This window comes from Bradyrhizobium liaoningense (assembly GCF_018130825.1).
GTDB classification, from domain to species: Bacteria; Pseudomonadota; Alphaproteobacteria; order Rhizobiales; family Xanthobacteraceae; genus Bradyrhizobium; species Bradyrhizobium liaoningense_B.
Genome location: NZ_JAFCJS010000001.1, coordinates 553,384 through 566,228, shown reverse-complemented (window position 1 = coordinate 566,228; position 12,845 = coordinate 553,384). Strand labels below are relative to the sequence as shown.

The window sequence follows — 12,845 nt, the reverse complement described above, 5'->3', positions numbered from 1 at the left end:
CATGCCCAAGAACTTTCGCCGCATCCCGCCGGAGATCCTTCGTCGATTGGAAACATTCGCCCTTGATGACGTAGTCGCCGCCTGCGCAAAACGGATTCGCTCCGGTGAAGTCGACAAATATTCTCATCTTGGGCTGAAAGTTGTCGACGGTGCGTTGATGATCCCGGCGCCTGCCGTGCCACACGCTGCGGCAGGAAAATACTCAAAGTACAATGTTGAAGGAAAAGACATTGTTCGGAAAGACCTTCCGAAAACGACGAAAACCTTCTCATTCTACGCGCCAAACTGGGGCGATAGTTATTACGGCACGCATCTAGTGAGTCACGTTCGCGAAGTCTATCAGCGCGAATTCATCCCCCCAAAAGAAGTTGAACTGTCCATTACGTTGCTTGAGCACCAAGGGGATACTTGGATAGTGAAGTTTGCAATAGACCAAGTAATCAGTCGGTCCGCGCCAGACTTTGAAAATGATCTATTGTACAACTTGAACATTCTTCAAGAGAATGTTGCGACAGCCGACGTGTTTGAAAGCACGGCGACTATGGAGGATTACGCCGCCACTATTCGGGTCGATTGGGAATTGCTGCCCACAGGGCAAATTGGGCCCCGCGAGTTCGCTGAACGTCTCGTTGCGCGAGCGAAGGCCCCTACAGAGCTACAGAAGACAACCATTCTTTCTCGCCTCCAAACGTTTGAGAAGCTGACGCCAACTCACTTCATTTCTGGCACAAGCGGCTTTGCTCGGTACTTCGGAGCCAAATACGGCGACGACTTTGTCGTTTTCGAAAATATCCGATATGGAAATGCGATCTACGTCATGTTTGAGGACTGGCAGTCTCTCAGCCGGAAAAGCCGGATCGATCTGCTCAAAGGTGAGAGAGAGGGGTTCGAGCGAATCGAACACCGCGAGGGCTGGGAAGACAAGCTCCGGGCGATGCTTGAGCATTATCGTAATGAAGCTAAGCGTCGACTACGGTGAATATCGTTGTGTTTGCCGCAAATTGAGCGCACCGCGCTTCGGAATGCGACTACCTAAGGACCGCGTAAATGTTCAGCCAAAGTCTCGAACACGTCTGCGGGGAATATCTCTTTTATTATGGGGTCAGACCACTCGACGGCTTCCTCTGTGACCACGACTTTTGCTGAAATATTCACGGGCGTAGAGAGGTTCCCAGCTTCGACGTGCAAACGAATACCGAACTCCGCTGGCAAGTCGTCCGGAGTTAATACGAGCAAGGTGTCGGTAAACACTCGGGTCGCACGAAATTCCTGACACTGGCGAGCACTGTGGCTCGCCACAATTTCGGGACGCTTGAACCAATAGAACGCGACTGGATCACGCGGGGGCTCGCTGAATTCTCGGAGTGGAATGTTAGCGAGATAGTCATAAGGACGTGGCGGCTCCGGAGGCTGCGGCATTTTCAACGTGCTGCCGACGTATGGAGATGCTTCCTCCCGGTCAGCTAACAGCGAGCCCGCGCCTTCAAGGTCAAACTCAACCCGAAGGCCGTGAGCGGCCACACCGCTGTCATTTCTAACCCAGTAGTTGATCGCAACAACTGCCCCCATGGTTCGGACGCGCTCGTGAAGATTCGAGTAATAGTCACGGACGTTCTGCTCGAATGATGCATATTCAGCATAATATTCTTCGACTTGATGTTCTGTTACGTCATGTAGCGGGGAGCTTATCCCCCACGGCGACGTCGTGGAAAACACTTCACGGCAAGGATTCCTACCCAGGTATTCAACCACGAATCGGTCCACCAACTCTGAATCGAGTGGCTTGAGCACCGGTCTGATCGCGTGGATTTCAGACGTGGTCTTATCGAATTGGCCGAAGCCGGCAACGATGGAAGGAAATTGGACTAGCGCGCGTTTAAGCTCGGCTTGCAGCTTGGTAATTGTTCGCTGATCGTCCGTTTGCTCAGCCGGCAGAAGCCAATCCTCTGCGGGCTCGTACGCCTCCAACCCAGCAATTCGTGCACGAATGCGCGGACCCGTATCGTGTGAGAAAACGGCAGCATCCCGACCGAAGGACAATGCCTCAGCTACAAGCTGGTCATCGGCTTTTCCCGGATCGAGATGCGCATGCTCAGCCCAGTTGACGCGGGGCGCCGTGGAGATAACGATGCGCACCCGAATGGGATCTTCTCTTAGCACCAGTGCACGATCGAGAGCGCTGGATGCGGCATCGATCTGGCGTAAGGCCAGCCGGGCTCGATCGCGTCGCCGCTGGTTGCCGCTGACCTTGTGCCTATCCAGTTCAGCAATGATACTCGGCGCAACCATTACATCGACCGCATTCGCCGATGGGAAGAGCTTCTTCCAAGGTATATCCTTTAGGTCTCGAACCTGAAGAAATCCGTTAGTGTCGATGAAGAGTATTTTGGTTCCGGCGCCAATCTCGATCATTTGGAATTGTCTCTCCCCACAAAGAGCCAGGTGCAGGGACACCCATAACCACCAATTACCAAGGGCGTGTCCGCGCTATCGATCAATGCTTTCTCAATTCTGCAACTGCTCCCTGAGTTGTTCGATTGTAAACCACGGCCTGCGAGCGTGCACCATCCGGTGACAGTTTGAGCAGAGCAATGCCAGATCGCCGAGCGTCGTTTTCTGGCCAGGCAAAAGCGTGTGAATCGGCTTAAGATGATGAACTTCTATGAAGCCCGCCCCGCGCTCTCCATAAGCGGCTTCGAACTCGAACAAGCATACTTCGCAAGCTAGCTTGCCCGTCGATTTGATGACGGCAAGCTTTTTCTGTTGAACGAGTTTCTGGTTACGTTCGCGCGCTAGGTGCACGCGAGTGAGTATCCGGCCTTCCTCTGCCTCGAAATCTTTATCCGTGTCTGATGTTGGTTCGATAGGTAAGCCCACATCCACGTTTGCGCGAATGGCCGTCGCCGTCTCCGACAGGAGGTGGTGATCGCTCGCGAAGGCATTCCATATCTCGCCTTCAAGTTTTCCGCCCCTCTCCAGCCCCTTCTTGCCCTGCGCCCTGTAGGCGGGATCGAAGCGGCGGAAGTTCATCGTCTTCATGTAGACGCCGTTTGGATTGCGAAAGTCTGGATTGCCTTTCGACAATTGACCGCTGATCTTGTTCAAGAGCTTCGAAAGGTTCACGACCTCGCTACTGCTCTTGCCAGGTGGATTGCCTTGATGACGTAAATAGAGGTCCAAGGCTAAGATCAACTCGTCTCGCGTCCAATTCGGATTCCGCTCTGATTTAGGCATGGGTGACTATCGTTCAATCGTTACACGCCATATTCGCGTTAGTCGCTGTCCTTCTGCCCGTTCCACAGACGTCATCTCACGATATAGCCGGTCCCTCGTTTCCGCTGCCATTTTTCGGTTTACTGCATCGAGGCCGTACGAAATTTTGTCGGGAAACTGAGCGCTATCGGGAGGCCTTTTCGGCAATGGTCGCGCAGCAGCGATGTTGAGCCATTTATATGCGAGGACCCGATCTTGGGGGACCCCCTGCCCATTCTCGTAAAGGATACCAAGCATCAACTGTGCATCCGAACTACCTTGGTTAGCTGCCCTCTCAAACCAGGTTGCAGCGAGACTATCGTTTTTCTCAACACCGTCCCCGGAATGGTAAGTGAACGCCAGAGTTGTTTGCGACAGTATGTGCCCACGTTCTGCTGCACGTGAGTACCAATTCTCTGCTCGTCCGAAATCCTTCGGAAACTTGCCCCGGCCGCGGTGATAAATATTGCCGATATTCCACATTGAATCGAGATCGCCTTGTGCAGCTGCCTTTAGAAACCATTTTTCAGCTTCGTCGTAATCTTGTTGTACTCCTCGACCGCTAGCGTACATGGTCCCGAGCCGCCTTTGGGCGCTCGCGTTGCCTTGCTGAGCAAGCGTGCCAACCTGAACGAATTCAGCTGTATAGTCTCCTCGCTTTCCTGCCGAATCGGCATCAGCGATCGGGTCAGCAAATGCTTGAGAGGCAATCGCCATGCCGACTGACAGCAGGACCATCCAAGTGTATCGCTTCATAGTGAGGCTCTCACTCTTGCTTCATGCGCGGTTCACAGACGACAAACTCAACTGTCGCGACCAAATTTCGAAACCTTCTCGCGTCGACTCTCAGGGGAGCATAGTCGACGCCGCGCAATTTAATTTTGGGCCTACCCTGGGGTCGGCTAGTCCAATGTAGCGGCCCGAATGTCGTGCAGCACCGCCAGGGTCATATCGTTCACGCCACCCTTCCGACTCTTCACCATTTCCATGTAGACGCCGAGTGCTTCGGGAAACTGTCCCGGCAAAAGCGCGTCACTTTCCTCCAGGCAATTGATGAGCACTTGGAATGCCGCGACCATGGCGGCGCCATAGGCGGCGATTACTTCGGCTTCAGGCGAACGCTTTTCCCTGGGCACAGATCCCTCCCGCACCAAGCTAGACAATTCCGTTCGTGCCGCTCGGCTCGGCTATCGGCGCCTTTTCGTTGGCGGCACAATTAGCTCGTAAGGCTCGACGCCAAGCACTTTTGCAAGCTTCTCAAGGATTTTCAGACTAGCGTAGAAAGCCCCTTTTTCAAGCTGGCTCAAATAGCTACGACTCACCTTTGCCTCATAGGCAAGATCGTCCTGCGCAAGTCCCCTTTCATTGCGCAGACGGCGGAGGTTGGCGGCGAGTATGTCGCGGAGGTCCATTGCGAGAATGGACGATTTCTGCTCGAAATACGCACCTCGATATATTGGACAAAAGCGCGTAGTGTAGCGCGGTTCGCCATTGCTCAGATGAGGCGGCTAATGGTTTGGCTGGTTAGAACTCTAGTTGTTATCGTTTTCGCTTTGGACGGTCCGATTTTCCTAGCGGCAACAAATCGCCATTCGGTGGTCTTAAACATCATTATCGGGCTTTTGACAGGCCTGGTCGTTGTCTGGCTATCCTCAATGGTCGGCAAAACAATTCGGGGCAATTACTCCCAAGGTGCGCGGCGTATCGGCATTGCGTTGTATCTGGTTGGCGCGTCTATCGCCGTCCTCAGCTTAGGCTTTGCCGCATTCGCTGTTTATGCTGGTAGTAGTCGGGGGTTCATCGTGGTGCTAGCGAGCATATCCATAATCTATTGGGCTGCCGGCTGGGGGCTGTACCGCTCATTGGTCCCTAACGCCGATAACAGACCGGTCGACCGAAAGGACGGCGAAACCCCGGATGCGTTGGTTTCCCGGACCGATTGGGCTGCGTTCGCAACCGTTGGTACAGGGCGTCTTCGGAAGATTGCGCTATCGCTTGCGGTCTTGGGGGCCTTGGCGGCTCCGTTCGCGTTCGGCACGTACAAGGCGCGCCCGACATATTCGGTGTGGGTACCGTTGACCGCGCAGCAGAAAGAAAACCTCGCGGATCGTTTTGAAGGAAGCGACCCCTGTCGTAGGGAAATTGACGCTCTCAACAAAATTGTTTGCAACCGTTTGAGGGAGCAATATCAGCAGGGCGGAGACTATGAATATTATCCGGACTTGCCCAAATACTTGGCGCTCAATGGAGGAATGGCAGCCGCAGCCTTCGCGGGAGTATTCGTGCTTAGCCTCCTATTTCCGATGGTGATCCGCGGCTTCGCCTTCTCGTTCCGACGCTATTGGAAATGGCTCAACGCTTAGTGTCCCGTATTCTGGAATTTCCTATGTCGTGGCGGAGGTACCTATGCCCAAGCCGCGCGAGCGAATTTTGGGGCCTTAACCCCTCATAGGCGCGCTACTCCACGATTGCATCGATCTTGGCCTTGGCTCAACCCGCAGCCGCCTCGATCGCTCGTAGGCTAAAATAGTTCTCTGCCGTGTAGGCTCGGCCATCCTTGAGGCAGCGTGCGATCCAGTCGAACATGTCGGAGAACTCTCCGCTTTGCGTCTTTAAATCCTTTATGTGTTCCCAATCGAGTTGGGGCCTTAATCTGCTGGATGTGATTGTCGCTTCGCGTTGTTCAGCAGCCAGCCGTTCGAACTCATCGTCAGGCATTGAAGCAATCTTCGATGCTGCAGGAAGGTCGTCCAAACGCTCTGGCGTAAAATCAAAGGCAGAGATGCCTACGCCGTAAGATGAGCTAAGTCGCCGAAGCTCTTTCGCCAACAGCGCATCAAGAATGGGGCATGCAATCACGAGGGCCGAAGAATGTGCCCACATTGAATTGCTTACACACTGGAAGAAGTACTCCCTGAAGGTGGAGAGAGAAAGCTCGACCTTGAGCTCTACACTGGTAAGTCGAAACGGTTGCTCGCCTAGGCCTCGTCGAACCTCCAGAGCTGCCTGATCGAGAGCAAAGCCCGTATCTGCACTTTCGCCCACGTCCCAAGTCAGCACGACAGCATCTGGAAACTTCCACCTGTTTACGCCAGCCTGTTGGCGCAGTGCAGTTACATGATCTATGCGGACTGGAAAGAGATTGTCCAGCCTCACGCGCCGAAGATAGAATGCCCGAAATTTTTCCTCGCGCTGATTCTCTCTTCCTATGGTGCGGTCTGATTCGGGGGGACTGCCGTCCGGCTCCCCTTGAGCTTCGGCTACCTCAACGCGCTGATTAGTAGGTCTTCGATAATATCCATACCCACGTTCAGCCCGCGCGACTGGTGAGGTTGGATCGGCAGCCAAAACAGACAGCGTCTGCCGAATTGAATTGTCGCTGTATTTCTCGGTTAGCTTTGGACGAACAACGTCTAAAAGTTCCGTAGCCGTCTTCGCCACATCCGCGTCGTCGGGCAATATCCCCTCGCTCTTCAATATTTCACGAAGCTGATCAGTGAGGTTCATCGTGTCCCCGGTGTCGTGTAGAGATTAGTTGACGATGGCGGTCAGCAACTCCATAGCGACAGATTGCGACGGCCGTGAATTTCGCAAAATTCGCACGTCGTACCACAAGGGGCAATGGTGAAAGTCGCGCGCGAAGATTTTGGGGCTACCCCGGGGCGGCACCATAGGCGGAGCGGCGATTGGCGCGTGAACCGTAGCGCGTCGGCATTCGTGCGCGTGGCACCAAGGCGCTGTCTTTCTTTCGCTTGCACGAAAGTTAGGACTTACGCACGATCTCGTTGAGGTTGATTCGTCAATGCGTTACACTGTGCGAAAGTCTTGCACGAAAGTGGAGCGCCGCGATGACGGTCTACGGGTATGCGAGGGTGAGCACTGAGGGGCAGACGCTGGCGGGGCAAGAGGCCCAGTTGGCCGAGGCCGGGGCGGTGAAGGTGTTCGCTGAGAAGATCAGCGGGGCCAGCGCGAGCAACCGGAAGGCCCTAGCGCAGGCGCTTAAGGCTCTGGGTCCGGGTGATGTGCTGGTGGTGACCCGGCTGGACCGGCTGGCCCGATCGACACGGGACCTGCTCAATGTGCTCGATGCGATCGCCAAGGCTGGCGCTGGGTTCAAGAGCCTTGCCGATACCTGGGCCGATACTACCACCCCTCACGGGCGATTGATGCTGACGGTGCTCGGTGGGTTGGCTGAGTTCGAACGCGAGTTGATCAAGGCGCGGACTGGCGAAGGGCGCGAACGAGCGAAGGCTCGCGGTGTGCATATGGGGAGGCCGGCGGCGCTCAATCGGGATCAACAGCGGGAGGCGCTGGCGCGGCGGCAGGCTGGGGAGCCGCTGACAGATATCGCTAGGACGTTCGGGGTCAGTCACACGACGATTAGTCGCTTGAGATCGTAGCCGTTAGCGCACTCTTGACCCGAAAAGTCTCAAATTATGCCATTTACAGATGAAGAACTTTACTTCCTGGCACATCATCTTATTGCGAAGGATGAAGTACACGACGGCCGCTGGCAGACAAAGAGCCGCCGAGAGTGGGAAGCAAAAGAGGCTGGCAAAGCATTCATCTTAACGAGCGCACCATGCCGAGCGCAGGGACATCGCCTCCGGACTAGGGCGGGACACTGCATCCAATGTGATCCAAAGAAGATTGCATATATACGAAGGGAAACTCAGGCTGGGTATGTTTACATCGCCGGTTCGCTTGAAGGGCGTGTAATCAAGATCGGTACGACGGAGGATATCGATCGGCGCGCGAACCGACTGATCGTTGAATCCTACGGCGGGTTCTCAGATTGGCGGGTTCTGCTCTGCGCGTGGGTGTCCAACGCGGGACGTACAGAGCGCGAGATTTTGTCACGTATCCCCGGAGAAAGAACCGCTGGCGTCTATTTCAAGGACGGTCAAGCACAAACCGCGGTCGAGATGATTCGCTGCTCTTTCAGTTCAGCGCTGGACGTATTTGCGGCGGAAACGCTTGCGATAGCTGACCTTAAAGCGATCAAAAAACAATTCGAGGAATACGAGTTCACTCAACGTTAGCGGCCTTACTTTCTTTCTCTTCTTTTCGAAATTCGAGCAACCTAGCAGACCGCTCTCGCGCGGCTTCAAGCTTCGCGGCAAAGCCTTCACCGTTCACCACGGCAGTCACTGCGAGCTTCGGATGCTCAAAGGGTAGCGCGGCGACGGCCGCACGCATCCGGCGATGCATCGGTTGGTCAGCGCAACGGTACACGGCTTGGAGGAAGTCGAGTGAGGTGTTGCCGAGCACTTCGGGTGCGGTGTCGTCCAACACCTCAACCACCGGCCGATCTAACTGGGGCTTGAACCGATATCGGTGCCCCGGATCATCATCGCCAACCATAGCTTACTTCCTTCTCTCTATTTCTCTTGAACCAACTGAACCACATGAACCATCAAAACCATGTGGTTCACCATCTTGCATTCCATATGTCTCTCTATGGAATTGATGTTGGTGAACCACGTCCTTTTGCTGGTTTCTGCGGTTCTGGTGGTTCAGCAAGGTCATGCCCTCGGGGACCATCGCGGCGATCATCACAGGGTTTCCTTCCATTCCTTGTGCGGGCGCACGCGGACCCCGGCGATGGTGCGGGTCTTACCGTGCTCGCGCGGCGCCGGGCCGATGTGTTCGAACCCGGTCACGCCCCGTAGCCGATTGATGATATTGTTGGCGCGAACCCGCGCCGCTTCATCCGGCCGACCGATCACGCCAAGCCACATATGCGCCGTGCTTACCAATGCCTCGCGAGTGGCGCGGCCATCGAAGTCCGCCACAAAGCACGCTTGCGCCATCGCGGCGAAGGGGTCGCTAGCCGTGAGAATTTCCTTTTCAAGAGCGCCGGCACTGGCGGGCTGGACGAACTGGCCCCGTGCGCAAAGATCGCCATAGGCGCGAACGCACCGGACGGCGATGCCTGATAACTCGCCCCTGAGCTTATCCTTTAGGTTCACGTCCTCCTTACCGTAGAAGCTCACCGGGAAATGCAGCTTGATAAACCGCGATGGAAGCACGCCGCTGGAATCGTTGAGGTTGGGGACTTCGTTGGAGATCAACATCAGCTTCAACCGCAATTGCCCGTGCCAAGGCGTCTTGTATTTCCGCCCAATAGTCACGGTGTCCTCACCGATCACGTTGAGCAGGAATTCCGCGCTGGTGTGGGTGATGCCGCCCGGGTCATAGTTCTGGCCGTATTGCTTCCCGGGCTTGAACCGAACATCGGCGAACACCCCCACACGTTTGCCGACTAGGCACTCTTTGGAGTTTTCGCTTTGAATCCAAGTATTGAAGCTAAGCCCCACATAGCTCGGGTCCCCAACTAGCTGCTGCAATACACGCGAGATGGTGCCTTTGCCCGACCGCTTCGGGCCGATCAGCATCGCGCCCTTCTGGAATTTGGTTTCCTCCGTCATGCAGTAACCCATGAACTCTTCGAGAAACTGCACGCTCTCTTCATCCACTCCGCCGCCAGCCTTCGGAAACACCTGGGCCAGGAACGTTTCCCACACTGGACACTCGGCATCCGCGTTCCAATCGAATCCCAGCGCCGAATGCACCCAAAGGTCCGGGGTTAGTTCTCGCGTCTCTTCGGTGATCACGTTGACCACCTGATTCTGAAACACGATCCAATCTGTCGCGCTCTTGCGTGCGTTGAGCCACATCGGAGGTTGGCACTCGATACCGAGCGCAAGCCGGCTCTTGAGCGCATCGATGACCTCGTTGACGTGGCGCGGGGTAGGTTGGAATGGGTGTAGAACCTCGCCGGCCTTTCGCATCGCTGCGTTTAGAAAGCCGTAGATTTGCCCCCGCATCAATTCGTCGGGGATTGCTTCGTACACTCGGCCGCCCCAGCGATAGAACTGCCCCTGCCAATGCCAGAGCACGCAAGCATCGCCGATCATGCAATGTCGGTGGATGTACTCGCCGGCAATCGCATATGGCGCGCTGGGATTGAGCACGGGTGCAGCATCGAGCGGGCGGGCCTTCGCCTCGGGTTTGGGCGGCGGTTCTGGCTCTGGCTTCGTCGGTTCGGGCGGTGGCGCTGGTGCGGCCTTCGGCACTAGCTTCTCAGCTGCCGCCACTCTGGCCTCAATTCCATATCGCTTCCCGAGCCGATCAAGGGCAAGCCGTTGCGCATCAGGACCCGCATCGCGCAGCGCAATCACCACGCGCTCCACATCGCCATGCCATGCCTTGGCCGCTGCGCCCTCACTCATCGTGCGGCCCCCAAATGCCAAGGTTGCACGGGTCAAGCTGGCGCCGACGTCCGCGTTCTGCGAGCCGATCCGCGCGGTTGACTTCCCATTGGCGTTGGGCAGCGCCGAGATCGATCCGGACTTCGCCCGGCCGCATCGGCGGAAGCGGAGGCTCTGCCATCGGCGCCGGCCGACGCACCACTACGCCAGTATCCCCACCCCGGCGCTCCGCATTCACATCACGGGGTGAAACCACAACATCAACGTCACGAATCACAGCGCCAGCATCAACCACCACCACCGGCTTTGGCGGCTGGGGCTTCGGCTCTGGCCCAAGGATGTCATCTAGCAGCGCCTCCACTTCGGCCTTGCGCTCCGGGGTCATCGCTTCGCCTCGCCGTTGAGCGGAAGCCGATTGATCCGGTTCTGCGATCGCTGGTACTCGGCTGAGCGCTGAGCTTTATCCTCGCGACGGGCATCGGCGGCCACATGCGGTACGTACTCCTCTCCCGGCCGTTCCTGTGCCCACCACTCGGCCAGCGTCAGCGAGGCATCGCGAAAAGCACCCCAGCCGAGGCCGTTGTTCGTTTCATGCTGCCGTCGCTCTCGCCGCTCGCGCTCTTCGGCATCGGCAGCAAGGCGGCGCTTGTCCGCGCCCGTCAGCGATTGCGTCGCCGCGCTGGCTCGCAGGTTGTCCCGCATCAGATCGCGCATACACGCGTCCGTGTCAGGGTCCGCCATTTGCTTCATCCATTCATACGGGTCATAGGTCTTGGCATTGAGGTTCATGATTCAGTTTCCTTTCTTCCAGGGCCAGCCGGCCGGGGTGGTCGTTGAGGATGCTTTGGGCGTTGCGCTCTGCGAGCCGGTCGGGTGAACTGTTCGACCGACGCCCGGGCCCCCCTTGCCGACGTTCGTTGTGAGTTCGTTTCCGAGCGGGACCGATATTGGCTGCCCGACCTTGGGCTCGCGGTATCCGCTAGTGGTCACCCGTTGCAGGCCGATGGTGCCGCACGGCGCGACGCCCTTTGCGGGCTTGCCACCGCGAACGCCGCCCGAGACATTCTTGTTCATGCTAGGGCCGCCGCCCCCGCCTCCGCTGCGCCTAGCCATTGCCGTTTCCTTTCGATTGATTGCCGTGTTGGCTCTGTGAACCACTGCGGTAGACGGTGGTAACCGTGCGTAGCGGCTGCGTGGTCACCACTGCGGCGGGCTCGCGGCCCAATGGCGCCGTGCGTAGTCGATCGTTGATCTTGGTTGCTTCGGTCTTCACTTGCTTTACGTCAGCCATTGACTGCTCCTTTCGGGTTGACGTTCGGGGAATAGTGGAAGAGGCGCAGCAGTTGATCGCTCTGGGGCTCGTACCAGCGCACCATCGCGTCAAAGGCCTCTTGGTCGAGGCACTTGGCGTTGAGCGGCATCGGCATAGGAAGGGGGACGCCGTTCCAGTTCGGGAAGATGGCTGTGGCTCCGGTGCCCGCGCCTGAGGTTTTGATCTGTGCAACCGGGCCGGCGGCGGCTGGGCGACCGATCATCTGGCCCGGGTCGCTGACCCTCCACTCGGAGACCGCGCCCTTGAAGATCGCGGCGACGATCAGCACCACCCCATTTGTAAGCGTCACCGAATCGTTGGCCGCATAATCAGCACCGCCACTGGCCACAGCGGGGGTCCCGTCAATCACAGCGTCTGCCGGGACCACGACGGCGCCGCCCTGCACGGGCCAATCACCGAGAAGTTGGAACATCATTGCAGCCGCTCCGTTTCAGCGAAGATCGGATGCATTAGTTGCACTGTGGCACGGTCGCGAAAGCGGCGATCCGGGCAGCGCTTGGCGACGCATGCCAACGTTGCGGCGAGAATTGGTGCGGCGCCTTCGTGTTCAAAGAGGTCGGCCGGTGCGTCTTGGTACAGGCGCCACTTGTCGCCGCAGATGCAGGCCGGCCACGTCGCGCACTGGTGGGGATTACGCTTCATCGCCATCGCTCGCCTCCCGTCCGCCAATGCCGCTGCAATCGGGTAGCTCGTTCACGTCCCAACCTAGCGGGGGCTCAGGCGGCAACAGCGCCGCATCCCGCGACCATGCCGGCGCAGCGAATGGCATCGGTTGGGTTGAGCCCGCTAGCGCTGCGGTGGCGTCGTCTCGCGCGGCCTCCATTTCGAAATAGCTGCTGGGGCTCTCGCTGCGATAGCGGCGAACCGCTTCGCGGCGTTCGTTGGCGAACCACGCATCGGAACACTCCCGACAACAAAAGCGCTGCTTCGCCTCGCGCGGAATGAACGGGTCGCTACATTGATCGCAATTCTTGCTCATAAACACACCTCCTTTGATTGTGCCTAGAGCAATCCGCAACTGCTGGCAGAAGTCAACGCGCTCGGCA

At 57.3% G+C, this 12,845-nt stretch carries 19 protein-coding genes; 4 read left to right on the top strand and 15 right to left on the bottom strand.

Translation table 11 applies throughout. The annotated features are described in order from the left end of the window. The first annotated feature begins 1 nt into the window (after position 1). A complete protein-coding gene (locus JQ603_RS02800) occupies positions 2-979 on the top strand; it encodes a hypothetical protein (RefSeq protein WP_212336302.1) in 978 nt (325 codons plus the stop codon). Between the two features lie 53 nt (positions 980-1,032). Here the strand turns inward: JQ603_RS02800 and JQ603_RS02795 are convergent, their stop codons facing one another. From JQ603_RS02795 to JQ603_RS02775, 5 genes are all read right to left on the bottom strand, one after another. After that, the gene (locus tag JQ603_RS02795; protein WP_212336300.1) at positions 1,033-2,412 is read right to left on the bottom strand and encodes a PIN domain-containing protein; all 1,380 of its coding nucleotides are present in this window, start codon (positions 2,410-2,412) and stop codon (positions 1,033-1,035) included. A 93-nt stretch (positions 2,413-2,505) separates the two neighbouring features. Beyond that, on the bottom strand, positions 2,506-3,234 hold the full coding sequence (locus JQ603_RS02790) for an HNH endonuclease (RefSeq protein ID WP_212336298.1): 729 nt from the start codon (positions 3,232-3,234) through the stop codon (positions 2,506-2,508). 6 nt (positions 3,235-3,240) lie between these two features. Next, positions 3,241-3,990 (bottom strand): tetratricopeptide repeat protein, encoded by a 750-nt coding sequence (locus tag JQ603_RS02785; protein ID WP_212336296.1) that lies wholly within the window; start codon positions 3,988-3,990, stop codon positions 3,241-3,243. Positions 3,991-4,154: 164 nt separating this feature from the next. Next, a complete protein-coding gene (locus JQ603_RS02780) occupies positions 4,155-4,388 on the bottom strand; it encodes a hypothetical protein (RefSeq protein WP_212336294.1) in 234 nt (77 codons plus the stop codon). Positions 4,389-4,439: 51 nt separating this feature from the next. Then, on the bottom strand, positions 4,440-4,664 hold the full coding sequence (locus tag JQ603_RS02775; RefSeq protein WP_212336292.1) for a helix-turn-helix domain-containing protein: 225 nt from the start codon (positions 4,662-4,664) through the stop codon (positions 4,440-4,442). A gap of 99 nt (positions 4,665-4,763) precedes the next feature. Here JQ603_RS02775 and JQ603_RS02770 point away from each other — a divergent pair, with 99 nt between their 5' ends. Beyond that, a complete protein-coding gene (locus JQ603_RS02770) occupies positions 4,764-5,615 on the top strand; it encodes a hypothetical protein (RefSeq protein ID WP_212336290.1) in 852 nt (283 codons plus the stop codon). Between the two features lie 127 nt (positions 5,616-5,742). Here JQ603_RS02770 and JQ603_RS02765 read toward each other — a convergent pair whose 3' ends face one another. Continuing rightward, positions 5,743-6,759: a hypothetical protein gene (locus JQ603_RS02765; protein ID WP_212336288.1), complete on the bottom strand. Its 1,017-nt coding sequence runs from the start codon at positions 6,757-6,759 to the stop codon at positions 5,743-5,745. 341 nt (positions 6,760-7,100) lie between these two features. Here JQ603_RS02765 and JQ603_RS02760 point away from each other — a divergent pair, with 341 nt between their 5' ends. Further along, the gene (locus JQ603_RS02760) at positions 7,101-7,652 is read left to right on the top strand and encodes a recombinase family protein (RefSeq protein ID WP_212336286.1); all 552 of its coding nucleotides are present in this window, start codon (positions 7,101-7,103) and stop codon (positions 7,650-7,652) included. Positions 7,653-7,688: 36 nt separating this feature from the next. Further along, a complete protein-coding gene (locus JQ603_RS02755; protein ID WP_212336284.1) occupies positions 7,689-8,294 on the top strand; it encodes a GIY-YIG nuclease family protein in 606 nt (201 codons plus the stop codon). Here the strand turns inward: JQ603_RS02755 and JQ603_RS02750 are convergent. From JQ603_RS02750 to JQ603_RS02710, 9 genes are all read right to left on the bottom strand, one after another. Then, positions 8,281-8,616 carry a hypothetical protein gene (locus JQ603_RS02750; RefSeq protein WP_212336282.1) on the bottom strand — a complete coding sequence of 112 codons (336 nt, stop codon included), beginning with the start codon at positions 8,614-8,616 and terminating at the stop codon, positions 8,281-8,283. The two genes, JQ603_RS02755 and JQ603_RS02750, sit on opposite strands and share 14 nt — an antisense overlap. Positions 8,617-8,619: 3 nt before the next feature. Beyond that, positions 8,620-8,808, bottom strand: a complete 189-nt coding sequence (locus JQ603_RS02745) for a hypothetical protein (protein WP_212336280.1) — start codon at positions 8,806-8,808, stop codon at positions 8,620-8,622. After that, positions 8,808-10,487 carry a DNA primase family protein gene (locus JQ603_RS02740; RefSeq protein ID WP_212336278.1) on the bottom strand — a complete coding sequence of 560 codons (1,680 nt, stop codon included), beginning with the start codon at positions 10,485-10,487 and terminating at the stop codon, positions 8,808-8,810. Before JQ603_RS02740 ends, JQ603_RS02745 begins: the two co-directional genes overlap by 1 nt. Before the next feature lie 360 nt (positions 10,488-10,847). Next, positions 10,848-11,255, bottom strand: coding sequence for a hypothetical protein (locus JQ603_RS02735; RefSeq protein ID WP_212336276.1), 408 nt, complete (start codon positions 11,253-11,255; stop codon positions 10,848-10,850). A gap of 3 nt (positions 11,256-11,258) precedes the next feature. Continuing rightward, the gene (locus tag JQ603_RS02730; protein WP_212336274.1) at positions 11,259-11,540 is read right to left on the bottom strand and encodes a hypothetical protein; all 282 of its coding nucleotides are present in this window, start codon (positions 11,538-11,540) and stop codon (positions 11,259-11,261) included. 31 nt (positions 11,541-11,571) lie between these two features. Further along, positions 11,572-11,757, bottom strand: coding sequence for a hypothetical protein (locus JQ603_RS02725; protein ID WP_212336272.1), 186 nt, complete (start codon positions 11,755-11,757; stop codon positions 11,572-11,574). Then, entirely contained in the window at positions 11,750-12,214 is a 465-nt protein-coding gene (locus tag JQ603_RS02720) for a hypothetical protein (protein ID WP_212336270.1), read from the bottom strand. Before JQ603_RS02720 ends, JQ603_RS02725 begins: the two co-directional genes overlap by 8 nt. After that, positions 12,211-12,447 carry a hypothetical protein gene (locus JQ603_RS02715; protein WP_212336268.1) on the bottom strand — a complete coding sequence of 79 codons (237 nt, stop codon included), beginning with the start codon at positions 12,445-12,447 and terminating at the stop codon, positions 12,211-12,213. Before JQ603_RS02715 ends, JQ603_RS02720 begins: the two co-directional genes overlap by 4 nt. Further along, positions 12,431-12,778: a hypothetical protein gene (locus JQ603_RS02710; protein WP_212336266.1), complete on the bottom strand. Its 348-nt coding sequence runs from the start codon at positions 12,776-12,778 to the stop codon at positions 12,431-12,433. Before JQ603_RS02710 ends, JQ603_RS02715 begins: the two co-directional genes overlap by 17 nt. Positions 12,779-12,845 lie beyond the last annotated feature (67 nt).